Raw genomic sequence first — 26,463 nt, forward strand, 5'->3', positions numbered from 1 at the left:
CGGGTCAGCCGGCCGAGACGATGAGCTGCTCGTAGCTCGGCAGGCGGTGGGCGGCGGGAGCGTTGACGTTGGCGTTGAACAGCAGCCAGGCCCGCACCCGGGCCAGATGCTCGGGGGTGCCCGGCCGGAGGGGGATGGTGCTGGCCGGGTCGATCAGCTGCGGGCGGCGCACCGGCGGCGACTGCGGCGGGAACGTGCTCATCGCCCCGTTCCTCAGGCTTCGGGCCAGGAGCGGACCTGGCCGACGGTGACGGGCAGCACGTCCTTGACGTCGATGGTGAAGCGGTAGACGCGTTTGGCCCGGCGGCTGTTGTCGGGGTCGAAGAAGCGCAGCTTGACGTCCCAGCAGTCGGAGTCGGGGCGGCCGTAGGGGCTCTTTTCGACGTCGATGTCCTGCAGCGCCATGCCCCTGCCGAGCGCCTCGGCGAGGGTCTCGCGAGCCTGTACGGCGTTCGTGGCGGCGTAGTTCAGTGCCCGGTCGCGGCTGGTGGCGCCGAAGTTGCGCAGGTCGTAGTAGATGCGCTGGAGGAAGTCCTTGATCGCGTCGGTCAGGTGGTCGCCGGGGGCGGCGCCGGGCTGCCCGGCGGCGGGCGTGCAGTGGCCGGCGACGGCGTGCGCCAGACCGGCCGCGGACCAGCCGTACAGGCCGCGGGTCAGGTTGACCTCGACCACCGGCACGTGCTGGCCGTTGAACAGCCGCACGGTGCGGCCGGACAGGACGCCGGGCACCGAGACGCGGTCCACGAACTCGACGTCGTCCTCGGCCTTGAGCTGGCGGTCCAGGAACTTGACCAGCCGCTTGAACACGCCGGGCGCGTACCCGCCGACCGGCTCGACGGCGTAGATCGGCGTCAGGTCCAGGTTCAGCGTCCAGATCAGGGCGCGCGCCTCGGACGGCTCGTCGCGCAGGTAGTCGACCATCTGGCGGGGGTCGTACGGGTTGGCCGGCAGCGGCACGCCGTCGGCCTCCACGGGCGGCATGAGCTGTTTGAAGGTGTCGCGGCGGGCCTCGGTGCCGAAGTCGTAGCCGAGCGCGCCCAGGGCGTAGGCCAGCCGGACGCCGGGCGCGGCGGACACGGTGACCTGCTGGGCGGGCCCCGGGGGCGCGGCGCCGGAGCAGGCGGGGCCGCCGGGGTCGCAGGAGGCCACGACGCCCGCGGAGGGCCCCGCGGAGGATTCGGCGGGAGGCTCCGCGGAGGCGGACGGGACGGTCGCAGGGGTGGGGTGGGTCAGCACGGCGTTCACCGCTTTCGTGATGTCGAGTGTTCCGTTCAGATGGCGCTCGCAGCCCTCGCCGCCGCCGGAGGAGGAGGAGGAGGGCACGCAGGGGTGGGCGGTGTCCAGCAGCGCCCGGCCGACGGCCGCAGGGTCGGGCCGGCCGCCGTCCGCCAGTTGCAGGCTGAGCAGGAGCGCGGCCACGCCGGCGACGACCGGCGTGGCGAAGCTGGTGCCGCTCATCCGTGTCGTGCCGCCGCCGGGGACGGCGACGAGCAGGTCGTGGCCGAGCGCCAGCAGCCCCTGCCGGCGGCTGCCGGTGCCGTGGTTGCTCATCGGCAGCGGCCGGCCGCTCTCGTCGCAGGCGCCGACCGCGAGGACGCCGTCCAGCGCGGCGGGCACGTGGTCGCACAGGCAGCCGTCGTTGCCGGCCGCGGCGACGACCAGCACGCCCTGCTCGCGGCACCGGCGGACGGCCCGGGCCAGCACGTCCTCGGCCTCCTCGGCGGCGGCGAGCTGCCCGCCACTGATGTTGATCACGTGCGCGCCGGCGTCCAGGGCGGTCTCGATGCCGCGGGCCAGCTCCAGCTGGGTGGTGCGGCGGCCGCGGGCGAACGCGGTGACGCCGAGGACCCGGCAGCCGGGGGCCACCCCCGGCACCGGGCCGTCGTGCCGCCCGGCCAGCACGCTCGCCACCGCCGTGCCGTGGTCCGCCGCCTCGATGCGCGCGCCCCGCTCACCGGCGGCGAGCCGGAGCAGGCCACGGGTGAAGGCGGGGTGGCCGGCGTCGATCGCGCCGTCCACGACGGCGACCGTGACGCGGGCGTCGCCGGTGGTGCGCCGCCACAGCTCCGGCAGCCCGGCCACCGCTCTCAGCTCGCCCACCGTTCACCCGCCTTCCGCCAGGGCGGGGGCTCCCGAAGGACGCCCCCGCGTGAGGTGAGCACCGAGCCGGCCGATGCTCACGCTGGTCATGGCCTACTCGTCGCCCTCGTCGGCGAAGGGGCGCCAGATCCGCCAGTGCTGGGACTGGTGGACGTCGGCGGGGTCGGCGCAGGCGGCTCCGACGACGGTGCGCTCGACCGGTGTGGCCAGCGGCGGGGTCAGCTTGTCAGACATGATGGGGTTCCTTCCTGGTTGCGGGGGTCTACGTGATCCGATCACTCTCACTCAAAGTAGTCGAATAATTACTGATTGTGATATGGCGACCGGGTGACAGCCCCCTGGCCGCGCCGTAGTGGTCAGTCGTCCGCGCGTGCGGAGGCGCGCCCGGCGGCCCGCACGACGCGGGCCGCGCACGCCGTCCCGATCGCGAGGAGGGCGGTGACGGCGGCGACCACCCGCAGCAGGCCGTCCGCCGAGGTGGGGGCGGCGAAGTAGACGCTGCCGAGCCCGGCGACGGCGGTCACCCCGGCGAGGACGGGGCCCGTCGCGTTGAGCGCGGAGACGGCCGAGGCCAGCCGCGGCTCGACCAGGGTGGTGATCCTGGCGATGAGCGGGCTGTAGCCGGCCGCGTGCCCGGCCCCGGCCAGGACCAGCAGCGGGACGGCGCCGGCCGGCCGCCACGCGGCGTGGAACAGCAGCACGAGTGTGCCCGCGCCGGCCGCGAACGCGATCGGCCCGGCGACCGGCAGGGTGGCCCGCACGCGTGCCGGGTAACGGTTCCAGGTGAGGCTGAGCGTGCCGAAGCCGAGCGCGTACGGGACGAACGCGAGGCCCGCGAGGAGCGGCGGGAACCCCAGCGCGGACTGCAGGTGCAGGGTCAGCGTGAGCAGGAACACGGTGTAGCAGCCCATGACGATCCAGCAGGCCGCCAGCCCCGGCTTCACGCCGGCCGGGCGCAGCGCCGCGAGGTCCAGCAGCGGGTGCCGGGCGCCGGCCTCGTGGCGGGCGAAGGCCGCCAGCAGCGCCGCCCCGCCCGCGAGCGAGAGCCACGTCCAGACGGGCCAGCCCTGCTCACGGCCGAAGATGAGCGGGACGGTCAGCGCCGTCATCGCGACGCTGAGCACCGCCACGCCCGCCGGGTCCAGCCGCACCCGCGCGTCGACGGGGGTGCGCGGCAGCAGTCGGCGGCCGGCCAGCAGCACGGCCACGCCGACGGGCACGTTGATCAGGAACACCGGCCGCCAGGACAGCCCGAACAGGTCCGCGCCCGCGACGAGCCCCCCGACGACCTGCCCGAGCGCGACCCCGAGCGCCAGCACCATGCTGTAGACGCCGATGGCCCGGCGGCGCGCCGCGCCCTGCCAGTGGAGCTGGATGAGCGAGAAGATCTGCGGCGTGAGCAGCGCCGCGCCCATGCCCTGCGCGACGCGGGCGGCGACCAGCGCGGCCGGGCCCGGGGCGAGCCCGCACAGCAGCGACGCGACGGTGAACCAGGCGAGCCCGAGCAGGAACGCGCGCCGGTGCCCGATCCGGTCCCCGATCCGGGCGCAGGTGACGAGCAGCACGCCGGTGGTGAGCAGGTAGCCCGAGACGACGAGCTGGACGGCGGCGCCGCCGGCGCGCAGCTCGGCGCGGATGGTCTCGGCGGCGACCGACACGATGGAGCCGTCCATGGACGCCATGACCTGCCCGGACAGGAGCACGGCCAGCATCCGCCCGGGACGGGCGGCCGTGACGGGCGAGGGAGCGAGAGAGGTCATGCCCGCAGCATCGGGCGTCCCGGGCGCCACGGTCTTGAAGATTCTTGCGGGCCGGACCGGGCCGGGGCGGGGCGGGCGAAGGCGGGGCGGGGAGCCGGGGCGGGCCGGGGCGGGGCGAGCCGGGGCGGGGCGAACCGGGGCGGGGGGCGGGGCGGGCCGGGGCGGGCCGGCCGGTCAGCGGGCGAGGTGGTTGCTGACCCCGCCGAGGAGGCGGCCGAACATCCAGGTCGCGGCGCCGCCGGGCAGGCGGCCGCGCCGCGCAGGGCGGCTCGCCCTGCAGCGCGGCGCGGCCCCGCGGTGGCGACGGCGCGGGTGGCCGCCGCCGAGGCGAGGGCGGCCCGCCGCCGCCGGCCCGCCCCGTACGCGGGCAGCGCCGCAGCCACGTCCCGGCCCGTGGTGCCGGCGAGGACGCGGGTCAGCGCCGCCACGTCCTCCAGCGCCTGCCCGGCGCCCAGGGCGAGGATGGGCGGCATGGCGTGGGCGGCGTCGCCGATCAGCACGCACCGGCCGCGTCCCCAGCGCAGCGGCGCGCGGTGCCGGTGGTGCGGGAAGAGCTGCAGGTCCTTGCCGGTCAGCGTCGCGAGCAGGGCGGGGACGGGCTCGCCCCACCTGGCGTACCTGGCGCGGAGGACGCTGAGCGCCCGCGCCGGGTCGGGGGTGTCCGCGCCGGGCCGCCAGCGCAGGTCGATGAGCCACTGGAGCAGGCCGTCCCCGGCGGGGTGCAGGCCGACGAGGCCCTGGGGGCCGAGGAACATCAGCGAGCGGGAGCCGAGCCCGAACGGGTCCTGGACGAGGCCCTGCCACGTCGCCGCGCCGGTCGGCCGCGCCGCGAGAGCGGCGGAGCCGGAGCCGGGGGCCGTGCTGTGGAGGGCGGTGCTGTGGAGGGCGGTGCCGTGGAGGGCGGTGCCTTGGAGGGCGGTGCGGACCACGGAGCCGATGCCGTCCGCGCCGACCAGCAGGTCCCCCTCGTACGCCGTGCCGTCCTCGGTCTCCGCGCGCACCGACCGCCCGTCGTCGCGCAGCCGGGTGACGCGCGCGCCGAACCGCACGACGTCCGGCGGCAGGCCCTCGGCGAGGCGGGCGATCAGCGAGCGGCGGGGCACCATCACCACGGGCGCGCCGAACCGGCGCGCGAGCCGGCCGGTGTCGACGGTCATGACCGGCCGTCCCCGCGCGCTGCGCAGGTCCAGGGCGTCGAGCCGCTGCCCGAGGCCGTCCAGGGGGACGCCGGCGTCGCGGAGGATCGCCGTGCCGTTGCTCCACAGGATGATCGCGCAGCCGCCGTCGCGGAGCGCGGGCGCGCGTTCGAGCACGGTCACCTCGTGCCCGGCCGCCCGTAACCCCCTGGCCGCCGCCAGCCCGGCGATCCCCGCCCCCACGATGAGAACCCGCATCCGCCCGCCCTCTCTACATCACGTAGTACTACGAAAAGTAGAGCACAACGGGCCGCCGGGCCGCGCCCCGGGGCGGCCCGTCCGCCGGGCGGACGCGGGCACGCAGGTCAGGACCTTGGTCCCTACCCGTCCCGCCCGGGCCGCGAGCAGCCTGGAGGCGAGAGCTGCGAAGGAGGGACGATGAAAGCACTCGTCTACCACGGCCCTGGGCGGCGTTCCTGGGAGGACGTGCCCGACCCGGGGATCGTCCAGCCCGCCGACGCGGTCGTCCGCGTGGACGCCGTCACCATCTGCGGCACCGACCTGCACATCCTCAAGGGTGACGTCCCGGCGGTCGAGCCGGGCCGGATCCTCGGCCACGAGGCCGTCGGCACCGTCGTGGCCGCGGGCGCGGCGGTGAGCGCCGTCAAGGAGGGCGACCGGGTGCTGGTCTCGTGCATCACGGCGTGCGGGCGCTGCCGCTACTGCCGGTCGGGCTCCTACGGCCAGTGCCTGGGCGGCGGCGGCTGGATCCTCGGCCACCGCGTCGACGGGACGCAGGCCGAGTACGTGCGGGTGCCGTACGCCGACACCTCCACCCACCTGCTGCCGGCCGGCGTGAGCGACGAGGCGGCGCTGATGCTCGCCGACATCCTGCCCACGTCGTACGAGGTCGGCGTGCTCAACGGCCGGGTGCGGCCGGGCGACACGGTCGTGGTGGTCGGGGCGGGCCCGATCGGGCTGGCCGCGATCACCACGGCGCGGCTGTTCACGCCGGGCCATGTCGTCGCCGTGGACCTGGCGGCGGCGCGGCTGGAGGCCGCCAAGCGGTTCGGCGCGGACCTGCTCGTCGGCCCCGGGGACGACGCCGCGGCGGCGGTCGCCGAGGTCACCCGCGGGCTGGGCGCCGACGTCGCGATCGAGGCGGTGGGCGTGCCGGAGACGTTCGAGCTGTGCGCCCGGCTGGTGCGGCCCGGCGGGCACGTCGCCAACGTCGGCGTGCACGGCGCGCCGGCCGTCCTGCACCTGGAGGACCTCTGGATCAGGAACGTGACGATCACCACGGGCCTGGTGGACACCTACTCCACCCCGGCCCTGCTGGACATGGTCGCCGCCGGGCGGCTGGACCCGGCCGCCTTCGTCACGCACCGCTTCGAGCTGCGGGAGATGGAGGCGGCCTACCGGACGTTCGCCGACGCGGGCTCGACGGGGGCGCTGAAGGTGGTGCTCAGCCGGCGCCCCGCAGCGCGGTGAGCGCGCCGGCGGCCAGCACGGCGGTGAGCGGGACGGCCGGCAGCGCGGCGGGAGCGTACGCGATCAGCAGCGCTCCCCCGCCCGCGCCGGCGACGACGGCGGCCAGCACGGCGAGGTCGCGCGCCCGGGCCCCGCGCGGCCGGCCGAGCGTGACCAGCGCGGCCACGACCCCGGTGAGCGTCCCGGTGAGGTACGTCGTCGAGACCGCCCCGTGCCCGGCGAGCGCGCGCACCGCCGCGCTCTGCACCCCCATCGCCCCGGACGCCAGGGCGAGCAGCACGTGCAGGGCGCCGCCGGCCGGACGCCCGCCCGCGGCCTCCCACCCGGCGGCGAACGCCGCGAGCACGACCAGCTCCGCCGCGAGCGCCACGAGCACCCCGCGCGCCCCCTTCGGTTTCAAGGGAACGCGGCCAGTGAGGAGGGTGCCGGTCAGGACGCCGGTGACGTACCCGGCGAGCGCCGTGGCCGCCGTCGCGAGCTGCCCCGGGGCGGCGGTGCCGGCGGCGAGGCCGGTGACGACCAGGTTCCCGGTCATGACGCTGCTGAACACGCCGCCCAGCCGGGCGAGTGCGGCCACGTCGAGCGCCCCGGTGCCGAGGGTGAGGACGACGGCCAGCGTGGTGAGCGGCAGGCCCGCCCGCCGGCGGCGCGGCCCGGCCACGGTGACCTTCATGCGCCCTCGCCTCCGTCCGCGGTCCTCAGGGCGCATACCCCGTCCGGGACGCCGGCCCGCCGGGGGCCGGGTGAGCGTTGCCGGGTCTTTGTCTCTAGCCCGGGGCCGGGCTGACGTAGTGGTGCAGGAGCGCGGGCTCGCCGGCCGCGTTCAGCCAGGTGGCGCGGCTGCTGCCGGTCCGGCGCCAGCCGGCGCGCTCGTAGAGGGAGATGGCGGCCTCGCCCTCGGAGGACACCTCCAGCTTGAGCGGGCGTCCTCCGGCGGCGGCCCGCGCGGCCTCCAGGAGCAGCCCGGCCACTCCCCGCCCCCGCGCGGACGGGACCACGAACAGGCGGGTGACCTGCAGGTCGCCGGTGAGCGCCACGTGCCCGAGCACGACCCCGCCCGCGTCCTGGTCCTCGGCGGGCCGGTGCTCGGCGGGCCGGTGCTCGGTGACCACCCACGCCCGGCGCAGGCCGCCCGGCGTGAGCCAGGCGGCGGGGTCGTCCGGCCAGTCCACGGGGTAGCGGTCGACGGGGTGCACCTCGGCGAGGGCCTGGACGCACGCCTCCAGGTCTTCGGGGGTTCTCGGGCGGATCAGCACCGGGCAAGTGTAGGGCGGTGGCGTTCAGGAGCGGGTGAGGTGCCGGGCCTTCGCCTGGCCGGTGGGCGCGAGGTGGCGGCGGCGGCTCGGCATCATCAGGGTGGGGTTGGCGACGCTCCAGAACGCGCCCTTGCAGACGAGCTCCTTCAGCCGGGCGGCGGTGCGACCCGTGATGACGCTGGAGGTGATCTCGTCGCCGGGGGTGACGCGCTGGATGATGCCGTCGCGGCGGCCGAGGCTGATGCACTGCATGCTGTAGCCGATCGTGGTCTCGGGGACCTTGCGGCCGGTCAGCCGCGCGGCGATGACGTCGGCCGCCAGCCAGGCCATGGGGCCCGCCGCCGCGCAGGACATCCGCAGCTCCTTGCCGCCGGCGCCCTGGGCGAGGGCGGCGTCGCCGACGGCGTACACGTCGGGGTGCGAGACCGAGCGCATGCTCGCGTCGACGACGATCCGGCCGTTCGCGGCCACCCGCAGCGTGGTGGCGGCCGCGATCGGGTGCACGGCGAACCCGGCGGTCCACACGGTCACCTGCGCCTCGATCCTCCCGCCCGCGGCGGTGCGCACGCCGTCCGCCTCGACGCTGGTGACGTCGCAGTGCTCGTGGAGGGTGATGCCGAGCCGGTCCAGGGCGCCGCGCAGGTGGCGCTGGGCCTTGTCGCTGAGCCAGCCGCCGACCTGCCCGCCCGCGGCGATGGCGACCCGCAGGTCGGGGCGGCTCTCGGCGATCTCGGTGGCCGCCTCGATGCCGGTCAGGCCGCCGCCGACGACCAGGACGGTCGCGCCGGGCCGCGTCTCGGCGAGGCGGGCCCGCAGCCGGCGCGCGGCCTGCTCGCCCGCCACGTCGAAGGCGTGCTCGGCGACCCCGGGGACGCCGAGGTCGGTGGCGGTGCTGCCGAGGGCGTACACGAGGGTGTCGTAGGGCAGGCGCTCGCCGCCGAGGTCGACGGTCTTGCCCTCGACGTCGACGGCGGTCACGCGCGCGGTCCTGACCTGGACGCCGGTGCCCGCGAAGAGCTCACGCAGCGGGCGGGGCCGCAGGTGCTGGCCGCTCGCGAGCTGGTGCATGCGCACCCGCTCGACGAAGTCCGGGCCGGCGCTGACCAGGGTGATCTCCACGTCGTCGCGGTGGAGCCGCTTGGCCAGGCGGCCCGCGGTGGTGGCTCCGGCGTATCCGGCTCCGAGGACGACGATGCGGTGCTTCATTGCTCGCTCCTGTCTTGGTTGCGGTCACCTCCTGAACCGGACAGGCGAGCGATCCCTGACACCCAGCGGGTGTGATCTGCGTCACCAGGCGGTGGGGATCGGGTCGGGGCGGGAGCCGGCGGCGGCCCACTGGCGCGCGACGCGCTGGAGCTTGTCGGGGTTGACCTGGATGTGCAGCGACGCCAGGCCGCCGGGGGCCGGCTCCAGGCAGAGCACGCCGACGACCTGCCCGGCGGCCTCGACCAGCACGGCGGGCTCGCCGTTGACGACGACGGCGTAGAAGGCGGGGTTGCCGCCGACGAGACCGCGCTTGGAGTCGCTCGGCCGGAACATGCCGCGCAGGTACTGGGCGATGCCCTCGGCCCCGACGACCGGCGTGCGCCGGGCGACGACCTTGCCGCCGCCGTCGGCCAGGCTGACCGCGTCGTCGGCGAGCAGCCGGATCAGCGGCCCGGTGTCGCCGCTGAGCGCGGCGGCCAGGAACTCCTCGACGATCTTCCGGGCGGCGGCCGCCTCGATCTCCGCGCGGGGCCGCGCGTCGGCGAGGTGCTGCTTGGCGCGGCGGTGGATCTGCTGGCAGTTCGCCTCGGTGACGTCGAGGATCTCGGCGATCTCGCGGTGCGCGTACCCGAACGCCTCGCGCAGCACGTACACCACGCGTTCCTTCGGGGACAGCCGCTCCATCAGGGTGAGCATCGCCATGGAGACCGACTCGCGCTGCTCGGCGGTGTCGGCGGGGCCGAGCATGCGGTCGCCGTCGAGCACCGGCTCGGGCAGCCACTGGCCGACGTAGGTCTCCCGCCTGGCGCGGGCCGAGGTGAGCCGGTTGAGGCAGATGTTCGTGAGCACCTTGGTGAGCCAGGCCTCGGGCGTCTCGATGCGCTGCCGGTCGGCCGCGTGCCAGCGCAGGTAGGTGTCCTGCACGGCGTCCTCAGCGTCGCCGGCCGAGCCGAGCAGGCGGTAGGCGATCGCCTCCAGGCGGCCTCTGAGGCTCTCGAACAGATCGGCCTCGTGCGTGCTGAGCAACATGACCCCATGATCGGCCATCGGCCCAGGTCACGTCCAATCGCCCCCCGGTTCAGCGGAAGGTGGCGGCGATCTGGTCGAGGGCGCCGAGGGTGAGCTCCAGCAGGCCGCGCGTCTCGTTCTCGGCGCACCACCACTGCGTGGCCACGCGCAGCGCGGCGAGGAACGCGGCGGTGATCACCTCGGGCCGGACGCCGTCCGGCAGGTCGCGGCCGGCCACCGCCTCGCTCAGCTCGCTCTCGGTGCGCACCCGCTGGGCGAGTTGCCGGGCCAGCAGGGACGGGTGCCGCATCGCGAGCCGGGTGCGCAGGTGCAGCTCGCGGTCGGTCTCGGCGACCTCGTCGTGCAGGCTCTCCAGACCGCCGCGCAGCGCCTGCCAGGCGGAGCGGCCCGGCGGCTGCTCGCGCACGCGCCGCACGAGCGTGCCGAGGCGCTGCTCGTCGCCGTACAGGAGGGCGTCCTCCTTGCCGGCGAAGTAGTTGGAGAACGTGCGGCGCGAGATGTTGGCGGCGTCGGCGATGGCCTCGACGGTGACGTTGTCGAGGCCGTGTTCGAGGGTGAGCCGGAGCGCGGCCTCGTGGACCGCCTGGCGGGTCTCGGCCTTCTTGCGCTCGCGCAGCCCTGGTGTGCTGCTCATGATGCCGTCGAGTCTACCCACGGGGAATACCTGCCCAGTGCGCAAAGTTGCCCATTGTGCATGTAAGGTGTCCGGGTCGCCCATCCGGGCACATCCCCGACGTTCCCACAGGAGGTTGCGCGTGAGCGCACAGCCGGCAGCGCCGTCCGCGGCGGAGCCGATGACCCACCGCCAGATCCTCGAAGCACTGAGCGGCCTGCTGCTCGTCCTGTTCGTCGCGATGATCAGCGGCACCGTCGTCTCGGTGGCGCTCCCGCAGATCATCGGCGCGCTGAACGGCAGCCAGTCGCAGTACACCTGGGTCGTCACCGCGTCCCTGCTGGCCTCGACCGCCTCGACCCCGATCTGGGGCAAGCTCGCGGACCTGTTCAACAAGAAGCTGCTGCTCCAGATCGCCATCGTGATCTTCATGGTCAGCTCGCTGGCCTGCGGCTTCGCCCAGAACACCGGGCAGCTCATCACCTTCCGCGCGATCCAGGGCCTCGGCATGGGCGCGCTGCAGATCCTCGCCCAGGTCGTCATCGCCGCGATGATCTCGCCCAAGGAGCGCGGCCGCTACAACGGCTACCTCGGCGCGGTCATGGCCGTCGCCACGGTCGGCGGCCCGCTGCTCGGCGGCTTCATCGCCGACGCCTCCTGGCTCGGCTGGCGCTGGTGCTTCTTCATCGCGGTGCCGTTCACGATCGCGGCGTTCGCGCTGCTGGCCAAGACGCTGCACCTGCCGACCGTGCGCCGCGCGGACGTGAGCATCGACTACTGGGGCGCCGGCCTCATCGCGGCGGGCGTCAGCGTGCTGCTCATTTGGGTGACCTTCGTCGGCAACTCCTTCGACTGGCTGTCCTGGCAGACCGGCGCCATGGTGGGCGGCGGCGTGCTGCTGCTCGGCGCCGCGACCTGGGTGGAGTCGAAGGTGCGCGAGCCGGTCGTGCCGCTGCACGTCGTACGGCGCCGCGACCCGGCCCTCGCCATCCTGGCCAGCCTCGCCGTCGGCATGGCGATGTTCGGCGGCGCGGTCTTCCTCGGCCAGTACTTCCAGATCGGCCGCGGGTACGGGCCGACGGCGGCGGGCCTGCTGACCATCCCCATGATGGTCGGCGTGCTGTTCTCCTCGACGATCAGCGGCCGGATGGTGTCCAGGAGCGGGCAGACCAAGCCGTACATCCTGGTCGGCCTGGTGGTGCTGCTGGCGGGCTTCGCCGGGCTGTCCACCATCGACCACGAGACGTCGCTGGTGCTGGTGTCGGCGTACATGCTGGCCGTCGGCGTGGGCGTCGGCATGTCGATGCAGAACCTGGTGCTGGTCATCCAGAACACCGTCCCGCTGCGCGAGATCGGCGCGGCGAGCGGCGCGATCACCTTCTTCCGCTCGCTCGGCGGCACGGTCGGCGTGTCGGTGCTCGGCGCGGTGCTGGCCAACCAGGTGGCCGCCAACATCACCGAGGGCCTGGCCAAGGCCGGCATCCCGGTCAAGGGCGGCGGCACGGCGGGCAGCAGCCTCAACCTCGCGGCGCTGCCCGAGCCGGTCAAGGCGATCGTGCGGGCCGCGTACGGCGACGCCACCGGGCACATCTTCCTCCTCTCGGCGGCCATCGCCGTGGTCGGCCTGGTCGCGGCGGCGTTCCTGCGGCCGGCCAGGCTGCGCGACAGCCTGGACCTGCCCGAGCAGGCCGCGCCGCAGCAGGAGCAGGCCGTCACCAAGGCCTGACCCGATGCCCGGAAGGCCGCGCCCCCGTCTCGCCCGCGGGGACGCGGCCTTCCGTCGCGTGCACGGCGCGCACACCGGCCGCTCGCCCTTCGTCTTCCTGTGACACTCTTCGGCGAACAGCCGAAACTTTCAGCAGCCTTCCTCGCAGCCGGCAGCTCGCGTGACCGTGTTGGCCAGGACTCCTGTTCCCTGAGCGACCATCTCCGGTTACCGCGCTGTTTCAAGGCCATTGACAAGCCTCCTGACCGGCCCGATACTTTCGCCGAATCACCGATACTTTCGACGTCGCCAGTGGCCGAGGTTGAAGGAGATGCGATGAACGACGTCCATACCCGTCCCAGGATCCGCCGAGGCGGCCGCCTCCGACTGCTCCTCAGCGGCGCCTCAGCCCTCGCGCTGATCGTGGCCGCGCTGGTCATGCCCGGCACCGCCAGCGCCGACACGACCGTGACCTCCAACCAGACCGGCACCAACAACGGCTACTTCTTCTCCTTCTGGACCGACAGCCAGGGCACGGTCTCCATGAACCTCGGCTCCGGCGGCAACTACAGCACGTCCTGGCGCAACACCGGCAACTTCGTCGCCGGCAAGGGCTGGAGCACCGGCGGCCGCAGGAGCGTCACCTACTCGGGCAGCTTCAACCCCTCCGGCAACGCCTACCTCGCCCTCTACGGCTGGACGCGCAACCCGCTGGTCGAGTACTACATCGTCGACAACTGGGGCACCTACCGGCCGACCGGCACGTACAAGGGCACCGTGACCAGCGACGGCGGCACGTACGACATCTACCAGACCACCCGCTACAACGCCCCCTCCATCGAGGGCAACAAGACCTTCAACCAGTACTGGAGCGTGCGGCAGTCGAAGAAGACCGGCGGCACCATCACCACCGGCAACCACTTCGACGCCTGGGCCCGCTACGGCATGAACCTCGGCTCGCACGACTACCAGATCCTCGCCACGGAGGGCTACCAGAGCAGCGGCAGCTCCAACATCACGCTGGGCAGCACGTCCGGCGGCGGTGACGGCGGCGGCGGCAACCCGGGCGGCGGCGGTGGCTGCACCGCGACGCTCTCGGCCGGCCAGCAGTGGAGCGACCGCTACAACCTCAACGTCGCGGTCAGCGGGTCGAGCAACTGGACGGTGACGATGAACGTGCCGTCCCCCGCGAAGGTCATCGCCACCTGGAACATCAGCGCCAGCTACCCCAGCGCCCAGACCCTGGTCGCCCGGCCCAACGGCAGCGGCAACAACTGGGGCGTGACCATCCAGCACAACGGCAACTACACCTGGCCCACGGTCTCCTGCAGCGCGAGCTGACCCCCTTTGCGCCGGGCGCCGCCTCCCGAGCACGATGACCGGGAGGCGGCACGGGCGCGAGAGGGGCGGGACGGGCGATGCGGGTGCGTTTCATCGGCAGCGGGGACGCCTTCGGCAGCGGCGGGCGCTGGCAGACGTGCATCGGCGTGGACGCGGGCGGCCTGCGGCTGCTGGTGGACTGCGGCGCGACCAGCCTCACCGCGATGAAGGCGCAGGGCCTCGACCCCGGCTCGGTGGACGCGGTCGTGCTCTCCCACCTGCACGGCGACCACTTCGGCGGGCTGCCGTTCCTGATCCTCGACGGGCAGTTCAGCAGGCGCACCCGGCCGCTGCGGGTGCTGGGGCCGCCCGGCGCCGGGGCGCGGCTGAGCGAGGCCATGGAGACGCTCTTCCCGGGCAGCAGCCGGGTGCGGCGGCGGTTCCCGGTGGAGGTGGAGGAGCTGGCCGTGGACGGCGCACCGGCCGCGCTCGGGCCGCTGTCGGTCCGCGGGTGGCAGGTGGTGCACGAGTGCGGCGCGCCGCCGCTCGCCGTCCGGGTGGACGACGGGCGCGCGGCCTTCGCCTACTCCGGCGACACCGAGTGGACGCCGGCGCTGGTCGCGGCGGCGCGCGGCGCGTCCCTGCTCGCCGCCGAGGCCTACACCTACGACCGGCCGATCCGCTACCACCTCGACTACCGCACGCTGCGCGCGCACGCCGCCGAGCTGGACGCCGAGCGGATCGTCCTGACCCACATGTCCGGCGCGATGCTGGCCCGCCTCGCCGACGCCGCCCACCCGGCCGCCCACGACGGCCTCACCCTCGACCTCTGACCGGACCGTCAGGTCAGGCCAGGTCACGTCAGGACAGGTCAGGGACGGTCCAGGGCGGCCGTGAGCGGGGCGGGCAGCGGGGTGGGGGCGCCGGCGGCGACGGCCACGTACGTAGTGCGGCCGGTGACGACGAGCGTCCCGCCGCGGTGGATCTCGTACGTCATCGTGAGCGAGGTGCGGCCCCGGCGGGCCGGGCGGGCGGTGATCGTCAGGCGGTCGTCCAGGCGGGCCGGGGAGGCGTGGTCGCAGCCGCTGGACACCACCACCAGGTCGGTCCCCGTCCCGGCGCGCAGCCGGGCGTAGCCGCCGGCGTGCTCGTCGAGCCAGCCGAGGAAGGCGTCCTCGAAGAACTCGTAGTAGCGGGCGGCGTGCACGATGCCCTGGGCGTCGCAGTGGCGCGGGCGGGGGCGCAGCCCGGCGACATGGGCCGGGCCCCCGGCCGGCGCGGGCCAGAGGGCGTCGAAGGCGACGGGGTCGCAGGGCAGCACGTGGCAGGCGGCGATCCGGCCGTCGCGCACCCGGTGGAGGGCGGCGGCGGACCAGGTGACGTCCCGGCCGCCGAGCGTGGCGCGGCCGTCGGTGAGCGCGGCGATCCGGCCGTCGTCCCCGGCGAGGACCGCCCGGCAGGTGAGGCGGACGGTCCCGGCGGCCAGGTCGCGGTGGCGGGCGAGGTGGCGCAGCGCCGCGTCCAGGCCGTGGTGCTCCCCCGCGACGGCGCTGCGGCCGGGGACACGCCACACGACGTCGCCGGTCAGCAGCTCGCGCAGCGGCCCGGGGCCGCCGCCCGCGTGGAAGCCGTCGAGCGCCGCGTACAGGCGGGCCAGCAGGTCCCGCGCCTCCGCCAGGGACATGGGCTCCTCCTCAGCGCTGGTGGGGGGCGTACTCGACCGGGTCGTGGGCGCTGAAGACCTCGACGTCGCCGCCGGCGGCGCGCAGCTCGGCGAGGCGGGCCAGGTTGGCCCGCCGGGCGGGGCCGTCGACCTGTACCAGGTTCCCGAACAGGCGCAGCCCCGGCGGGCAGTGCGGCCGGACCGGGTCGATCTCGCCGCGGTGGAAGTAGGTGTCGCCGGCGTGCAGCAGCCAGCCCTCGCCGGTGTCGACCGCCACGCCGGAGTGGCCGCGGCTGTGCCCGGCGAGCGGCACCAGCGCGAGCTGCGGCGGCAGCCCGGCGAGCGGGCGCACCGCGGCGAAGCCGTGCCAGTCCTCGCCGGCCTCCCCGTACGTCGCCCAGGCCGGCCCGTGCGCCCACTGCGTGGGCCGGTAGCGGGCGCGGTCGCCGCGCGTGGCGCGCCGCTCGGCGGCCTCCAGCTCGCGCGCGTGCAGGTGGACGGTGGCGCGGGGGAAGTCGGCGAGGCCGCCGGCGTGGTCGGGGTCGAGGTGGGTGAGCACGATGTGGCGGACGTCGTCCGGACGGTGGCCGAGCCGGGCGAGCTGCCGCAGCGCGGTCTCCTCCGGGTCGAGGACGGGCCGCGAGAAGCGGAGCAGCCGCCTGCCCAGCGAGGCGGCGGGGTCGGCGAGGTCGCGGGTGCCGAACCCGGTGTCGATGAGCACCAGGCCCTGGTCGGTCTCGGCGAGCAGGGTGTGGCAGACGAGGGTCGCGGCGGCGAGCAGGCCGCCCGTGCCGTTGGTGAGCCGCTGGGAAGCGGGGTGCATGGTGCCGCAGTTGAGGTGGTGAACCGTCATAGCTCCCATACCCGCATCATGAGGGCATCCGGCGGCCGATGGGCCGGTCGTCCCGCGTTTTCCGCCATGCTCCGTCAGGTGACGACGGGCTCCACGCTCTCGCCCGCCGCGCTCTGACCGTCTGCGGCAGGGCGTTTTGCCGGTTCCTGACCGTCGTTCTGGCACCGTGGAGTATGGCCATCATGGGGGAAGAACGCTGGCACACCGCCATCCGGGACCGCGCCGCGACGCTGGCTTTCCCGGAGTGGACACCGCGCGCCGAGGACCGGGCGCAGCTCCATACGGGGTTCATCGACGACGGGACGCCGTACACCGAGGTGTCGGTGTACCGGGAGCACGACGGCCGGCAGCGCATCCACTACCGCCGCTACATCGCCGAGGAACTGCACCACTTCTGGACGCGGCTGATGAACGAGACCGGCGGATAGGCCCGGGCACGCGAAGGCGCCCTGCGGCCGGAAAAGCCGCAGGGCGCCCGCTCACCGCGGCGGCGTCAGCTCTGCTCGCCCGGCACGTTCTTCCAGTCCTCGGCCTTGCCGGCGCCGGACTTGTTGTCCGGCGCGGCGGTCCGGCCCTGGGTCGTGCCCTTGGCCTTGCCCTTGTTCTTGTCCTTGCCGCCGCTCTTGCTCTTGCGCGCGTCCTGCGCCATCGTCGTTTCCTTTCCTCATGTCACGGGGAGCAGCGGTGATGCGACTCCCCGTACACGCGGATGCCCTGGCCCGGGACCGCTAGACGGCCCGCCCGCCAAGATGCGACAAGTCGCCTTAAATAACGGGCAGGTCCGGCGCGTCGCGGTCCCGGCGGCCGGCTCAGTCGCTCAGCGCGAACTCGCCGAACAGCGCGGCGTACCCGCTGGGCAGCTCGCTGATGAGGTGGTTGAGCTCGCCGCCCGAGACCGCCTCGGCCAGAGTGGTGAGGACGGCGCTCGCGTCCCACTCGGCGGTGCGGGGCCGCCCGCCGACGCGCTCGGCGACGCGGCGCAGGAACTCCTCGACGCCGAAGGTGCCTGCCACCCGCTCGGGGTCGGTGTCGACGGCCGGCTGCAGGGGCCGGGCGAGCTGGGCGGCGAGGCCCGCGGCCTCCTGCGGCGTGATGCGCGACGACAACACCTCCAGCACGGCGGCCGTCACGTGGGCGGCCTCCTCGGCGGAGGCGTACTCGCCGCGGTCGCGTACGCGGGCCAGGAACTGCTCGTACTGCATGGTCTCTCCCCCGGTCGATTCCTCCCCTCCGCCTACCGGCGGCGCGACCGGCTAAACCCGCGCCGCTCAGGCGGCGGGGCCGCCCGCGTGCCGGGACGTCCCGGCGGGCCCGGACTGCAGGACGCCGGCGGCGCCGGTGATGGCGAGCAGGCGGGCCAGCACGCCGTGCGCGCCGATCACGAGGAGGGAGCCGCCGCGCCGCCACGCCTCGCGTTGCCGGCCGAGCAGCGCGCTCAGGCCGGCGCAGTCGCAGAAGCGCAGGCCGGCGGCGTCGACCACGATCCGGGCGATCCCGCGCTCCAGCAGGGCGTCGCAGGCGGCGACCAGCCGCGGGCGGGTGAGGAGGTCGAGCTCGCCGGTCAGGCGTATCACGGCGTACCCGTCGCGTTCCTCGACCCGCACGGCCAGCCAGTCGGGCGCGGCGGCGGCGCCGGGCTGGTCCTGCTGGAACTCGTCGGTCGTCATCGCCATCGGGCGGCTCCTGTCACGGCGGATGGAGGAGGGGGCGGGCTGGGGGGCGGGCAGGAGGCGGGAAGTGCGGCGGGCCGCATGGTGGGCAGGGTCGTGGGCAGGATGGTGGGCAGGGTGGTCACGGCCCGTGCCCTTGCGGGGCGGGCCGGGCGTTCTGCTGGGCAGGGCCGGGCGGGTGGCCGTCGGCGAACAGGGAGAGCAGTCCTTCGATGCGGTGGTCGGCGTCGGCGGGATGCCGGAACGGGCGAGTGGGGTCGATGCTGTAGCGGGTGCGTCTGCCCACTCTGGTGCGGGTGATGTAGCCCGCTTGTTCCAGGTCGGTCACGATGTTCTGCGCGGCCCGCTCGGTGATGCCGATCGCCGCGGCGATGTCGCGCACCCGGGTGCCGGGGTCGCGGGCGATCTCCGTGAGAACTCGCGCGTGGTTGGTCAGGAACGTCCACGGTTTGTCCGCCGGGGAGGAACGCACCTGCGCCACGATCTTCCTCCTTGTGGTCACCGGTGAGGGTGCGAGCGTCCTGGCCGAAATACTATTACGGAAAAGTTTTTCGTGAAAGCAGGCACGCGGGCAGAATGCCGTCACGGCCGCGGCAGGGTGGCGACAGGGTGGCGCGGCGGACAGGGAGCCGTCGTCGCCGGTCCGCCCGGACCCGGGCGCCCCTATGCTACGAAGGAGACCGCGTCCCCTGCCCGACCGGCGGCGAGACCGGGCCCTACAGTGGTGGAAGGGGTGCCGGGCCATGGTGGACACCCCGCGCGCCGAGTGGTCCGAGGCGGTCTTCCCCGGCACGAGCGAGATGGCCGCCCGCATGCGGGCGCACCGGTGGGCCGATACGCCGATGGGCGATCCGTCCACCTGGCCGCAGAGCCTGCGCACGGCGCTGCGCATCTGCCTGACCTCCCGCTTCCCCATGATCGTCTGGTGGGGGCGCGAGCTGCGGTTCTTCTACAACGACGCCTACCTGCCGCTGCTCGGCAGCAACCATCCCGCGCTGGGCAAGCGCGGCGACCACGTGTGGGGCGAGATCTGGCACATCATCGGGCCGATGCTGGAGTCGGTGCTGGCGACGGGCCGGGCGACCTGGTCGGAGGACCTGCTGCTGCCGCTCCACCGGCACGGCTACCTGGAGGAGACGTACTGGACGCACTCCTACAGCCCGCTGCACGACGACGACGGCGAGGTGGGCGGCGTGTTCACCGCGGTCAGCGACACCACGCAGCGGGTCGTCGGCGAGCGGCGCCTGGCGTTGCTGCGCGACCTCGGCTCGCAGGCGGGCAAGGCGCGCAGCGTCGCCGAGGCCTGTGAGCTGGTGGCGCGGGCGCTCGGCCGCGCCGCGCGGGACGTGCCGTTCGCCGCGATCTACCTGCGCAGGCCGGGGCGGACGGAGCCGTACGCGGCCGAGCCGTACCTGGCCGCGGCCACGCCCGCCGACGCCGACCCGGCCGCGCTCGTCGCCGACGGGGCGCACGGCTGGCCGATCACGCAGGTGCTGCGCGGCGGCGGGGCGAGCACGGTGAGCGACCTGGCGCGCCGGTTCCCGCCGCTGCCGGCCGGCGACTGGCGCACGCCGCCCGCGCAGGCCGTCGTGCTGCCGCTCGGCGGCGAGGCGGGCACCGGGGCGATCGGGGCGATCGTGCTGGCGGTGGGGGCCGGGCGGGCGCTCGACGACGGGTACCTCTCGTTCCTGTCCCTGGTGGCCAGGCAGACCGCCGACCTGGTCAACGCCGCGGTCGCGTACGAGGGCGCGGAGCGGCGGGCGGCCGAGCTGGCCGAGCTCGACCAGGCGCGGACCACGTTCTTCGCCAACATCAGCCACGAGTTCCGCACGCCGCTCGCCCTCATCACGGGGCCGCTGGAGGAGCTGCGGGCCCGCCTCGGCGACGGCGACGAGCGGACGCGGGAGGAGCTGGAGGTCGTCCACCGCAACGCGCTGCGGCTCGGCAAGCTGGTCGACACGCTGCTCGACTTCTCCAGGATCGAGGCCGGGCGGATGCAGGCCCGCTTCGAGCCGGTCGACCTGGCCGCCGTCACCGCCGAGCTGGCGGGCGCGTTCCGCTCGGCGATGGCGCGGGCGGGCCTCGCCCTCGAGGTCGACTGCCGGCCGCTGGCCGAGCCTGTGCACGTCGATCGGGGCATGTGGGAGAAGGTGCTGCTCAACCTGCTGAGCAACGCGCTGAAGTTCACCTTCGAGGGCTCGGTGACGGTCACGGTGCGGCAGGAGGGGCGGCACGCGGCCGTCCGGATCGCCGACACCGGGGTGGGGGTGGCCGAGCACGAGCTGCCGCGGCTGTTCGAACGGTTCCACCGCATCCACAACGCGCGGGCCCGGTCCGACGAGGGCAGCGGCATCGGGCTGGCGCTGGTGCGCGAGCTGGTCGGCCTGCACGGCGGGACGATCACGGCGGAGAGCCGGCCGGGTGAGGGCACGGCGTTCACCGTCCGGCTGCCGCTGGGGCCGCCGAGGGCGGAGACCGGGCCCGCCGCCGGCGGGGAGCGTCCGGCGGCGGCGGACGGGGCCGGGCCGTACCTGGAGGAGGCCCTGCGCTGGCTGCCGGGCGAGACCGCCCCGGACGGGCGCGCCGGACCCGGCGGGCCCGGCGCGCTTGACATGCCCGAGGCGCTGCCCGTGCCGGACGCGCTGCGGGTGTCGGGGGCGCCGGCCAGGGTGCTGGTGGCCGACGACAACGCCGACATGCGCCGCTACCTCGCCCGCCTCCTGCGCGGCGCGGGCTACCGGGTGCGCACGGTCGCCGACGGGCAGGCCGCCCTGGAGTCGGTGCTGGCCGACCCGCCCGACCTGGTGATCAGCGACGTGATGATGCCCCGCCTCGACGGCCTGCGCCTGCTCGCGGCGCTGCGGGCCGACCCCCGGGTGGCCGGGGTGCCGGTGCTGCTGCTGTCGGCGCGGACCGGGCCGGAGGCCTCGGTCCAGGGGCTGGCGGCGGGCGCCGACGACTACCTGGTCAAGCCGTTCACGACGGCCGAGCTGCTGGCCCGGGCACGGGCGAACGTCGAGATGACGCGGCTGCGCGCCCATCACGCGCGCTGGCGCGAGGCGCTGCTGGACTCGTTGCGGGAGGCGTTCTTCGTCTGCGACCAGGACGGCACCGTCATCGAGACCAACCCCACCTTCGCCGGCCTGCTGGGCTACGGCGCGGACGGGCTCCCCTACCCGCGCCCGCACCCCTGGTGGCCGGACGCCGACACCGACGCCGAGGCGCACGAGGCGGCGGCGCAGGCGTTCGCCCGTACGCTGCGCGAGGAGCGGGGCTCGTTCACCGCGCCGCTGACCAGCCGCGCGGGGCGGCGGCTCTGGGCCGAGGCCACGTTCCGGCGGCTGGACGATCCGCAGACCGGCCGCCGGGTGATCGTCGGGTCCTTCCGCGACGTGACCGCCGAGCACCTCGCCGTCCAGCGGGAGACGGCCACGGCGGCGCTCAGCGTGCGGCTGGCCGAGGCCGCCACCACGTCGGAGGCGCTGCGGGCGGTGCTGACGCAGCTCCGCGACCTGTGGCAGGCCCGGCACGCGGTGGCCGCCCTCTTCACCGAGACGGCCGGCGAGCCGGAGGTCATGACGGACGGCGACGCCCCCTCGGCCGGCGACGGCGTCCCGGGACTGGGCGGTGACGGCGTCCTGAGCCTGAGCGGTGACGGCGTCCCGGGACTGGGTGGTGACGGCGTCCTGAGCCTGAGCGGTGACGGCGTCCTGCGGCTGGACGGCGATCCGGCTCTGACGTCCGACGGCGACAAGGCGGTCACGGGCGTGACCGACGCGGCGGTAGACGGCGCGGCCGACCTCCGCACGACGGGCCCCCGCCCGACCGGACCCCGCGCGGCTGCCTCTCGTACGGCAGGGGGCGGTGGGGGGCGGGTGCGGTGGCGGGAGTTGCCGGACGGTCTGCGGGAGCGGCTGCTCGCCCTGCGCCACCGCCCGCCGCTCTCCCCCGTGGTCGCCGACCGCGACGGCGCCGGCATCGCGCTGGAGCACCCCGGCGGGCGGCTCGTCCTGTGGCTGGACCTCGGCCCGCACCGCCCGTTCGCCCCTGCGGACGAGACCCTGCTGGCCCTGCTGGCCGGCCTGCTCGGCCAGGGGTTGCACCGCGCCCACCAGATCGACCAGCAGCGGGCGACCGCGCTGGCGTTGCAGCGGGCCATCCTCGGCCCCGCACTGCTGCCGAGGGGTTTCGCGGTCCGCTACGAGCCCGCCACGCGTCCCCTGGAGGTGGGCGGCGACTGGTACGACGTGGTCGCCCTGCCCGGCGGCAAGGTCGGCATCGTCGTGGGCGACTGCGTCGGCCGCGGCCTGCAGGCGGCGACCATCATGGGGCAGCTCCGCAGCGCCTGCCGCGCCCTGCTGCTGCAGGAGCCGGACCCGGCGGCGGCGCTGGCCGCGCTGGACCGGTTCGCGGCGCTGATCCCCGACGCCAAGTGCACCACCGTCTTCTGCGCGGTCCTCGACCCCGCCACCGGCCGGCTCGACTACTCCAGCGCCGGTCACCCGCCGGGCGTCCTCACCGTGCCGGGCGGCGACGGGGCAGGCCGGCTGCTGGACGAGGGCCGCTCGCTCCCCCTGGCCGTGCGGGTCGGCCGGCCCCGTCCCAGGGCGACGTGCGCGATGCCGCCGGGCTCGACGCTCCTGCTGTACACCGACGGCCTGGTGGAGCGCCGCCGCCGGCCGCTGGACGAGGGGGTCCGGCGGGCCGCGGAGACCCTGGCGGAGCACCGGCTCTCCCCCATCGAGGACCTGGCGGACCAGCTCATGACGAGCCTGTCCCCCGGCGACGGCTACGACGACGACGTGGCGCTGCTCATCTACCGGCACCCGGCCCCGCTGGAGCTGACCTTCCCGGCCCGGCCGGGGCAGCTCGGGCGGGTCCGGACGGTGCTGCGCCAGTGGCTGGTCCGGTGCGGCCTGGCCGAGGTCGACGCGCAGAACGTCCTGCTCGCGGCGGGTGAGGCGTGCGCGAACGCGGTGGAGCACGGCCACCGCGACACGCCTGGCGCGCCCATCCACCTGTCGGCCTCGGCGGACGCGCACCGCATCCGCGTCGTCGTCGCCGACACGGGCACCTGGCTGCCGCCGGCGCGCGGGGCGCGCAGCCGCCGCGGCCGCGGCATGAAGATCATCAGGGAGGTCATGCAGGAGGTCGTCGTCACGTCCGCCGCCTCCGGGACCACTGTCGAGATGCAGGCGAGGATCACACCATGAGCGACACGCCCCTGACCGTCTCCGTCGAGCGGCGCCCGCGCGGCGCGGTCGCGCTCGTCGCGGCCGGCGAGATCGACATGAGCAACGCGCGGGCCTTCGGCGAGGCCCTGGCGCGAGCGCTCGGGGAACACGGGGACAGCGGGGACAGCGGGGACAGCGGAAACAACGGGAGCGACGGGAGCGACGGCGACAACGGGGAGCGCGGTGCGGGCAGGGGGCGGGGCGGGGCGCGCCCGCTGGAGGTGGACCTCACCGGCGTCGCCTACATCGACAGCGCCGGCCTGACCTTCCTGTTCGACCACGCCGAGCGGATCGAGATCGTGGCCGGCCCGCTGCTCGGCAGCGCACTGACCGTGTCGGGGCTCACCGAGCTGACCACCGTGCGCGGCCTGGGACACGCCGACCGCCCCTGAGCCCGGCGCTCCTGGCCGGGGGCGGTGTCAGACGGTGACGGGACCGGCGAAGTCCATGTAGAGGCGCAGGCGGGAGTGGCCGCCCGGGTGGTCGAGGTCGACCCGGTCGCACACGGTGCGGATGACGAACAGGCCCATGCCGCTCGTCGGGTTGGCGGCGGGCTGCCGGCGGAGGTGCTCGGCGCGCAGGGTGCCGCCGTCGTCGACGACCTCCACGAGGATGCCCTGCCCTTCGGCGCGCGCGGTGAGCCGGCCGCCCGCGCCGCCGTGGTCCAGCACGTTGGTGACGGCCTCGTTCACCGCCAGGACCAGCAGCTCCACCCGTTTGGCGGCCATGCCGAACGCCGTGGCGTAGTCGCGCAGGATCGCGCGGACCGCGGCCAGGTCCGTGCTGATGGTGAGGCTTAACTCGAGCAGGTCGCTCAACGCTTCATGTCCCGTCTTGTCACGTGCCGCAGCTCACGGGCAGATCCGTCCAGTATGAGGCCCGTATGCCCGTTCGCGGGCCGGGCCTGGCCCCGTGAGCGGTCCGGCGGTCATTCCGGCCGGTGCGTAAGCCCGCTCGTGGCGTGGTCGAGATCGTCGTAGGCAGGCAGCTCCTCCGCCAGCCGGGTGATCTCCAGCAGGGACGCCAGGCTCGCGCGCACCTCGACCAGCCGCAGGCCGCCGCCCCGTTCCTGGGCGCGCTGGTGGGCGACGAGGAGGCTGCGCAGGCCGCTGGAGTCGCAGAAGGCCAGGCCGCCGACGTCGCAGACGATGTGCGGGCGTCCGGGGCCGTCGAGTAAGGCCCGCAGCGCCGCCGCAAGCTCGGGTTGCGTCTGCCGGTCGAGCTCGCCGCGCAGGGTCAGCAGCCAGTAGCCCGTCCGGCGCGCCGCCTCGATCTCGAGTGCCGTCACCGCTGTCCCTCCGGTAGGGGGGCCGTCGCGGTGCGCGGCGGCATGGCGGCAAGCCTACGCGTTCTCCGGCGTTGATCGAACGCCGCTCACCTGGGGCTCCAGGGCGTGGTCACTGGGACAGGAGGGCCGAGCTGAGGCCGAGGACGGCGGTGACGAGGTTGTCGCCGAGCCGCCGCCAGGCCCGCTCGGCCTCGTCCGGCGGGGCCTGCCCTGCGGCCAGCTCGGTCTCCAGGTCGGCGCTCATGTGCACGAGGAGCAGCCGGACCATGGCGGCGTGGCGCTCGGTCAGCTCGTCGTCGCCGCGTCCTGGCGCGGCCGGGCGGAGGCGGTCGAGGCGCTGGAAGGAGGGCGTGCTGGTGTACACCCGCCGCGCGTGCTCGCGCAGCCCCGGCTCCACGACCGCCTGGGCGAGGAAGCGCCCGTACCAGGAGGGGGTGCCGAGCTCGATGTGGTGCTCGATGCCGGGCGCGACGACGCAGGTGATCCACTCCCGCAGCGACACCTCGCCCCGCTCCTCCAGGACGGCCACCAGCCGGGCGCGGTGCCGCTCGATCGCCGCCGCGTGGTGCTCCAGGATCGCCTGGAGCAGGTCGTCGCGGCTGCTGAAGTGGTACTGGACGGCGGAGTTGTTGCGGTGGCCGGCCGCCTCGCGGATCATCCGCATGGACACGCCGGCGAAGCCGTGCTCGGCGTAGAGGCGCTCGGCGGTGCGCATGAGCGCGTGCCGGGCCCGGACGGAGCGGGGAGACGGCCGGGTGGACGGCGCGGGGTCCGCCGTGCTGACGTTCATGACCGTCCTTGTTGCTGTATTCGGTACCGTCTCCCCCTGATTATCACCATGCCGGGGCGCCGGTCACCAGGTGACCCAGACCTCCTGGAGGCCGCCGGACATGCCGCCGGTGCGCAGCCGCAGGTCGTCGGGGTGATCGCGGAGGTTCAGGCCGGGCAGGCGGGAGGTGAGCAGCTCGAGCACGACCTGGAGCTCCACGCGGGCCAGCGGCTGGCCGAGGCAGTAGTGCGGGCCGGCGCCGAAGGTGAGGTGCTGGGCGACGTTCGGCCGCCGCGGGTCGAAGCGGTCGGGGTCGGGGAACTTGCCGGGGTCGCGGTTGGCGGCCGGGATGTTGGGGATCACGGTGCTGCCGGCGGGCACCCGGGCGGCGCTCAGCTCGACGTCCTCGGTGATGAACCGGGGCACCCCGCCGATCACCGACAACGTGGTGTCCAGGCGCAGCACCTCCTCCACCGTGCCGGGGACGAGGTCGGGGTCGTCGACGACGGCCTCGTAGCGGGAGCGGTCGGCGAGGAGCATCGCCGTCATGATGGCGATCATGTTGGAGGTGGTCTCGTGGCCGGCCAGCAGCAGGCCGCGCACGGTCGAGACCAGCTCGTCCCTGCTGAGCCGGCCGTCCTCGGCGTCGGTGATCTGGGTCAGCTCGCTGAGCAGGTCGTCACCGGGGTCGGCGCGGTGGCGGTCGACGAGGTCCGACACGTACGCGTTGAACTCCCGGTAGGCCTGGTCGACCTCCTGCTGCGTGTAGCGGGTGAGCGTGAGCATGACGCGGGACCAGTGCGCGAACTTGTCCTGGTCCTCGGCCGGGGCGCCGACGAGGGCGCAGATGACGCGCACCGGGAGGGGCAGCGCGAGCCCGGAGGTCAGGTTGCCCGGGGAACCCTTGGCGAGCATGCCGTCCAGCAGGTCTTCAGCCATGGCCTGGACGCGCGGGCGCCACACCTCCATCTTGCGCTGGGTGAACCAGCGGCTCAGCAGCCGCCGCCACCGCATGTGGCCCTGCCCCTCGCGGATGGCCACCGGGCCGGACCTGGACCGGTTGAACAGGCCGCCGTCCTCCGTGGTGGCCAGCCGGGCCGCGCCCTGCCTGGCCAGGTCGCGGCTGAAGCGCGGGTCGGCCAGCACGGCGCGGGCGTCGTCGTAGCGGGTGACCAGGGTCGCCACGTCGCCGCTCGGCAGCCGTACGTGCGCGACCGGGCAGTGCTCGCGCAGCTCGGCGAGCTGCGGCGGCGGCTCCAGGGCGGTCGGGCGGTCGAACGGGAACTCGGGGATCGCGTCAGCCATCGCTTGTCCTCCAGCTGGGGAGTCCGACCCTCCGAATATAAGATGATCATCTTATCGAGGCAAAT

At 74.9% G+C, this 26,463-nt stretch carries 27 protein-coding genes; 7 read left to right on the plus strand and 20 right to left on the minus strand.

The genetic code is table 11. From position 1 onward, the window contains the following. Positions 1 to 4: 4 nt before the first annotated feature. From MF672_RS18465 to MF672_RS18485, 5 genes are all read right to left on the minus strand, one after another. Positions 5 to 202, minus strand: a complete 198-nt coding sequence (locus tag MF672_RS18465) for a hypothetical protein (protein ID WP_242381699.1) — start codon at positions 200 to 202, stop codon at positions 5 to 7. 11 nt (positions 203 to 213) lie between these two features. After that, complete coding sequence (locus tag MF672_RS18470; RefSeq protein WP_242381698.1) at positions 214 to 2,100, minus strand: PatA/PatG family cyanobactin maturation protease; 1,887 nt, start codon at positions 2,098 to 2,100, stop codon at positions 214 to 216. A gap of 93 nt (positions 2,101 to 2,193) precedes the next feature. Beyond that, positions 2,194 to 2,334 (minus strand): hypothetical protein, encoded by a 141-nt coding sequence (locus tag MF672_RS18475; protein WP_242381697.1) that lies wholly within the window; start codon positions 2,332 to 2,334, stop codon positions 2,194 to 2,196. Positions 2,335 to 2,456: 122 nt separating this feature from the next. Beyond that, complete coding sequence (locus MF672_RS18480) at positions 2,457 to 3,860, minus strand: MFS transporter (RefSeq protein WP_242381696.1); 1,404 nt, start codon at positions 3,858 to 3,860, stop codon at positions 2,457 to 2,459. Continuing rightward, a complete protein-coding gene (locus tag MF672_RS18485; protein WP_247815301.1) occupies positions 3,857 to 5,254 on the minus strand; it encodes an FAD-dependent oxidoreductase in 1,398 nt (465 codons plus the stop codon). The genes MF672_RS18480 and MF672_RS18485 overlap by 4 nt, the downstream gene beginning before the upstream one ends. A gap of 180 nt (positions 5,255 to 5,434) precedes the next feature. On the opposite strand from MF672_RS18485, the gene MF672_RS18490 reads away from it, so the two are divergent. Beyond that, positions 5,435 to 6,487 (plus strand): alcohol dehydrogenase catalytic domain-containing protein, encoded by a 1,053-nt coding sequence (locus tag MF672_RS18490; protein ID WP_242384117.1) that lies wholly within the window; start codon positions 5,435 to 5,437, stop codon positions 6,485 to 6,487. On the opposite strand, the gene MF672_RS18495 is transcribed toward MF672_RS18490, so the two are convergent. The 5 genes from MF672_RS18495 to MF672_RS18515 form a co-directional block, all read right to left on the minus strand. Further along, on the minus strand, positions 6,462 to 7,160 hold the full coding sequence (locus MF672_RS18495; protein WP_247815302.1) for a DUF1275 family protein: 699 nt from the start codon (positions 7,158 to 7,160) through the stop codon (positions 6,462 to 6,464). The genes MF672_RS18490 and MF672_RS18495 overlap by 26 nt on opposite strands. A gap of 94 nt (positions 7,161 to 7,254) precedes the next feature. Then, a complete protein-coding gene (locus MF672_RS18500) occupies positions 7,255 to 7,743 on the minus strand; it encodes a GNAT family N-acetyltransferase (protein WP_242380992.1) in 489 nt (162 codons plus the stop codon). A gap of 24 nt (positions 7,744 to 7,767) precedes the next feature. Next, positions 7,768 to 8,949, minus strand: coding sequence for an NAD(P)/FAD-dependent oxidoreductase (locus MF672_RS18505; RefSeq protein ID WP_242380991.1), 1,182 nt, complete (start codon positions 8,947 to 8,949; stop codon positions 7,768 to 7,770). An 81-nt stretch (positions 8,950 to 9,030) separates the two neighbouring features. Next, positions 9,031 to 9,978: an RNA polymerase sigma-70 factor gene (locus MF672_RS18510; protein ID WP_242380990.1), complete on the minus strand. Its 948-nt coding sequence runs from the start codon at positions 9,976 to 9,978 to the stop codon at positions 9,031 to 9,033. Between the two features lie 49 nt (positions 9,979 to 10,027). Continuing rightward, positions 10,028 to 10,612 (minus strand): TetR/AcrR family transcriptional regulator, encoded by a 585-nt coding sequence (locus MF672_RS18515; RefSeq protein WP_242380989.1) that lies wholly within the window; start codon positions 10,610 to 10,612, stop codon positions 10,028 to 10,030. 121 nt (positions 10,613 to 10,733) lie between these two features. Between MF672_RS18515 and MF672_RS18520 the strand changes: the two genes are divergently transcribed. From MF672_RS18520 to MF672_RS18530, 3 genes are all read left to right on the plus strand, one after another. Then, positions 10,734 to 12,317, plus strand: a complete 1,584-nt coding sequence (locus tag MF672_RS18520; RefSeq protein ID WP_507161372.1) for an MDR family MFS transporter — start codon at positions 10,734 to 10,736, stop codon at positions 12,315 to 12,317. 315 nt (positions 12,318 to 12,632) lie between these two features. Further along, the gene (xynA, locus tag MF672_RS18525; protein ID WP_242380988.1) at positions 12,633 to 13,637 is read left to right on the plus strand and encodes an endo-1,4-beta-xylanase XynA; all 1,005 of its coding nucleotides are present in this window, start codon (positions 12,633 to 12,635) and stop codon (positions 13,635 to 13,637) included. A gap of 77 nt (positions 13,638 to 13,714) precedes the next feature. After that, a complete protein-coding gene (locus MF672_RS18530; protein WP_242380987.1) occupies positions 13,715 to 14,449 on the plus strand; it encodes an MBL fold metallo-hydrolase in 735 nt (244 codons plus the stop codon). A gap of 38 nt (positions 14,450 to 14,487) precedes the next feature. Here MF672_RS18530 and MF672_RS18535 read toward each other — a convergent pair whose 3' ends face one another. Both MF672_RS18535 and MF672_RS18540 read right to left on the minus strand, forming a co-directional pair. Continuing rightward, positions 14,488 to 15,300: a hotdog domain-containing protein gene (locus MF672_RS18535; RefSeq protein ID WP_242380986.1), complete on the minus strand. Its 813-nt coding sequence runs from the start codon at positions 15,298 to 15,300 to the stop codon at positions 14,488 to 14,490. 10 nt (positions 15,301 to 15,310) lie between these two features. After that, a complete protein-coding gene (locus MF672_RS18540) occupies positions 15,311 to 16,132 on the minus strand; it encodes an MBL fold metallo-hydrolase (RefSeq protein ID WP_242380985.1) in 822 nt (273 codons plus the stop codon). Positions 16,133 to 16,314: 182 nt separating this feature from the next. On the opposite strand from MF672_RS18540, the gene MF672_RS18545 reads away from it, so the two are divergent. After that, entirely contained in the window at positions 16,315 to 16,560 is a 246-nt protein-coding gene (locus tag MF672_RS18545) for a hypothetical protein (RefSeq protein WP_242380984.1), read from the plus strand. A gap of 65 nt (positions 16,561 to 16,625) precedes the next feature. Here MF672_RS18545 and MF672_RS18550 read toward each other — a convergent pair whose 3' ends face one another. The 4 genes from MF672_RS18550 to MF672_RS51410 all read right to left on the minus strand — a co-directional run bounded on the left by MF672_RS18550 (position 16,626) and on the right by MF672_RS51410 (position 18,283). Then, a complete protein-coding gene (locus MF672_RS18550) occupies positions 16,626 to 16,781 on the minus strand; it encodes a hypothetical protein (RefSeq protein ID WP_242380983.1) in 156 nt (51 codons plus the stop codon). Positions 16,782 to 16,941: 160 nt separating this feature from the next. Continuing rightward, positions 16,942 to 17,334, minus strand: coding sequence for a DUF2267 domain-containing protein (locus MF672_RS18555; RefSeq protein WP_242380982.1), 393 nt, complete (start codon positions 17,332 to 17,334; stop codon positions 16,942 to 16,944). A gap of 66 nt (positions 17,335 to 17,400) precedes the next feature. Next, positions 17,401 to 17,805: an STAS domain-containing protein gene (locus MF672_RS18560; RefSeq protein WP_242380981.1), complete on the minus strand. Its 405-nt coding sequence runs from the start codon at positions 17,803 to 17,805 to the stop codon at positions 17,401 to 17,403. A gap of 118 nt (positions 17,806 to 17,923) precedes the next feature. After that, a complete protein-coding gene (locus MF672_RS51410; protein ID WP_302893231.1) occupies positions 17,924 to 18,283 on the minus strand; it encodes a MarR family transcriptional regulator in 360 nt (119 codons plus the stop codon). A 262-nt stretch (positions 18,284 to 18,545) separates the two neighbouring features. Between MF672_RS51410 and MF672_RS18570 the strand changes: the two genes are divergently transcribed. Together MF672_RS18570 and MF672_RS18575 are read left to right on the plus strand one after the other, a co-directional pair. Then, entirely contained in the window at positions 18,546 to 23,015 is a 4,470-nt protein-coding gene (locus tag MF672_RS18570) for a SpoIIE family protein phosphatase (RefSeq protein ID WP_242380980.1), read from the plus strand. Continuing rightward, positions 23,012 to 23,428 (plus strand): STAS domain-containing protein, encoded by a 417-nt coding sequence (locus MF672_RS18575; protein WP_242380979.1) that lies wholly within the window; start codon positions 23,012 to 23,014, stop codon positions 23,426 to 23,428. Before MF672_RS18570 ends, MF672_RS18575 begins: the two co-directional genes overlap by 4 nt. A 27-nt stretch (positions 23,429 to 23,455) precedes the next feature. Here MF672_RS18575 and MF672_RS18580 read toward each other — a convergent pair whose 3' ends face one another. From MF672_RS18580 to MF672_RS18595, 4 genes are all read right to left on the minus strand, one after another. Then, positions 23,456 to 23,854 (minus strand): ATP-binding protein, encoded by a 399-nt coding sequence (locus tag MF672_RS18580; RefSeq protein WP_242380978.1) that lies wholly within the window; start codon positions 23,852 to 23,854, stop codon positions 23,456 to 23,458. A 110-nt stretch (positions 23,855 to 23,964) separates the two neighbouring features. Then, on the minus strand, positions 23,965 to 24,324 hold the full coding sequence (locus MF672_RS18585; RefSeq protein ID WP_242380977.1) for an STAS domain-containing protein: 360 nt from the start codon (positions 24,322 to 24,324) through the stop codon (positions 23,965 to 23,967). A 109-nt stretch (positions 24,325 to 24,433) separates the two neighbouring features. Then, a complete protein-coding gene (locus MF672_RS18590) occupies positions 24,434 to 25,114 on the minus strand; it encodes a TetR family transcriptional regulator (protein WP_242380976.1) in 681 nt (226 codons plus the stop codon). Between the two features lie 63 nt (positions 25,115 to 25,177). After that, positions 25,178 to 26,398 (minus strand): cytochrome P450, encoded by a 1,221-nt coding sequence (locus MF672_RS18595; RefSeq protein ID WP_242380975.1) that lies wholly within the window; start codon positions 26,396 to 26,398, stop codon positions 25,178 to 25,180. Positions 26,399 to 26,463: the final 65 nt, after the last annotated feature.

The organism is Actinomadura luzonensis (assembly GCF_022664455.2).
GTDB classification, from domain to species: Bacteria; Actinomycetota; Actinomycetes; order Streptosporangiales; family Streptosporangiaceae; genus Nonomuraea; species Nonomuraea luzonensis.

Bases quoted from the DNA above. Each gene is read 5' to 3' on its own strand.
- MF672_RS18575 (WP_242380979.1), top strand. From the start codon at position 23,012: ATGAGCGACACGCCCCTGACCGTCTCCGTCGAGCGGCGCCCGCGCGGC.
- xynA (WP_242380988.1), top strand. From the start codon at position 12,633: ATGAACGACGTCCATACCCGTCCCAGGATCCGCCGAGGCGGCCGCCTC.
- MF672_RS18475 (WP_242381697.1), bottom strand. From the start codon at position 2,334: ATGTCTGACAAGCTGACCCCGCCGCTGGCCACACCGGTCGAGCGCACC.
- MF672_RS18465 (WP_242381699.1), bottom strand. From the start codon at position 202: ATGAGCACGTTCCCGCCGCAGTCGCCGCCGGTGCGCCGCCCGCAGCTG.
- MF672_RS18545 (WP_242380984.1), top strand. From the start codon at position 16,315: ATGGGGGAAGAACGCTGGCACACCGCCATCCGGGACCGCGCCGCGACG.
- MF672_RS18550 (WP_242380983.1), bottom strand. From the start codon at position 16,781: ATGGCGCAGGACGCGCGCAAGAGCAAGAGCGGCGGCAAGGACAAGAAC.
- MF672_RS18555 (WP_242380982.1), bottom strand. From the start codon at position 17,334: ATGCAGTACGAGCAGTTCCTGGCCCGCGTACGCGACCGCGGCGAGTAC.
- MF672_RS18495 (WP_247815302.1), bottom strand. From the start codon at position 7,160: ATGAAGGTCACCGTGGCCGGGCCGCGCCGCCGGCGGGCGGGCCTGCCG.
- MF672_RS18505 (WP_242380991.1), bottom strand. From the start codon at position 8,949: ATGAAGCACCGCATCGTCGTCCTCGGAGCCGGATACGCCGGAGCCACC.
- MF672_RS18560 (WP_242380981.1), bottom strand. From the start codon at position 17,805: ATGGCGATGACGACCGACGAGTTCCAGCAGGACCAGCCCGGCGCCGCC.
- MF672_RS18595 (WP_242380975.1), bottom strand. From the start codon at position 26,398: ATGGCTGACGCGATCCCCGAGTTCCCGTTCGACCGCCCGACCGCCCTG.
- MF672_RS18535 (WP_242380986.1), bottom strand. From the start codon at position 15,300: ATGTCCCTGGCGGAGGCGCGGGACCTGCTGGCCCGCCTGTACGCGGCG.
- MF672_RS18480 (WP_242381696.1), bottom strand. From the start codon at position 3,860: ATGACCTCTCTCGCTCCCTCGCCCGTCACGGCCGCCCGTCCCGGGCGG.
- MF672_RS18510 (WP_242380990.1), bottom strand. From the start codon at position 9,978: ATGTTGCTCAGCACGCACGAGGCCGATCTGTTCGAGAGCCTCAGAGGC.
- MF672_RS18530 (WP_242380987.1), top strand. From the start codon at position 13,715: ATGCGGGTGCGTTTCATCGGCAGCGGGGACGCCTTCGGCAGCGGCGGG.
- MF672_RS18570 (WP_242380980.1), top strand. From the start codon at position 18,546: ATGGTGGACACCCCGCGCGCCGAGTGGTCCGAGGCGGTCTTCCCCGGC.
- MF672_RS18485 (WP_247815301.1), bottom strand. From the start codon at position 5,254: ATGCGGGTTCTCATCGTGGGGGCGGGGATCGCCGGGCTGGCGGCGGCC.
- MF672_RS18515 (WP_242380989.1), bottom strand. From the start codon at position 10,612: ATGAGCAGCACACCAGGGCTGCGCGAGCGCAAGAAGGCCGAGACCCGC.
- MF672_RS18590 (WP_242380976.1), bottom strand. From the start codon at position 25,114: ATGAACGTCAGCACGGCGGACCCCGCGCCGTCCACCCGGCCGTCTCCC.
- MF672_RS18490 (WP_242384117.1), top strand. From the start codon at position 5,435: ATGAAAGCACTCGTCTACCACGGCCCTGGGCGGCGTTCCTGGGAGGAC.
- MF672_RS18540 (WP_242380985.1), bottom strand. From the start codon at position 16,132: ATGACGGTTCACCACCTCAACTGCGGCACCATGCACCCCGCTTCCCAG.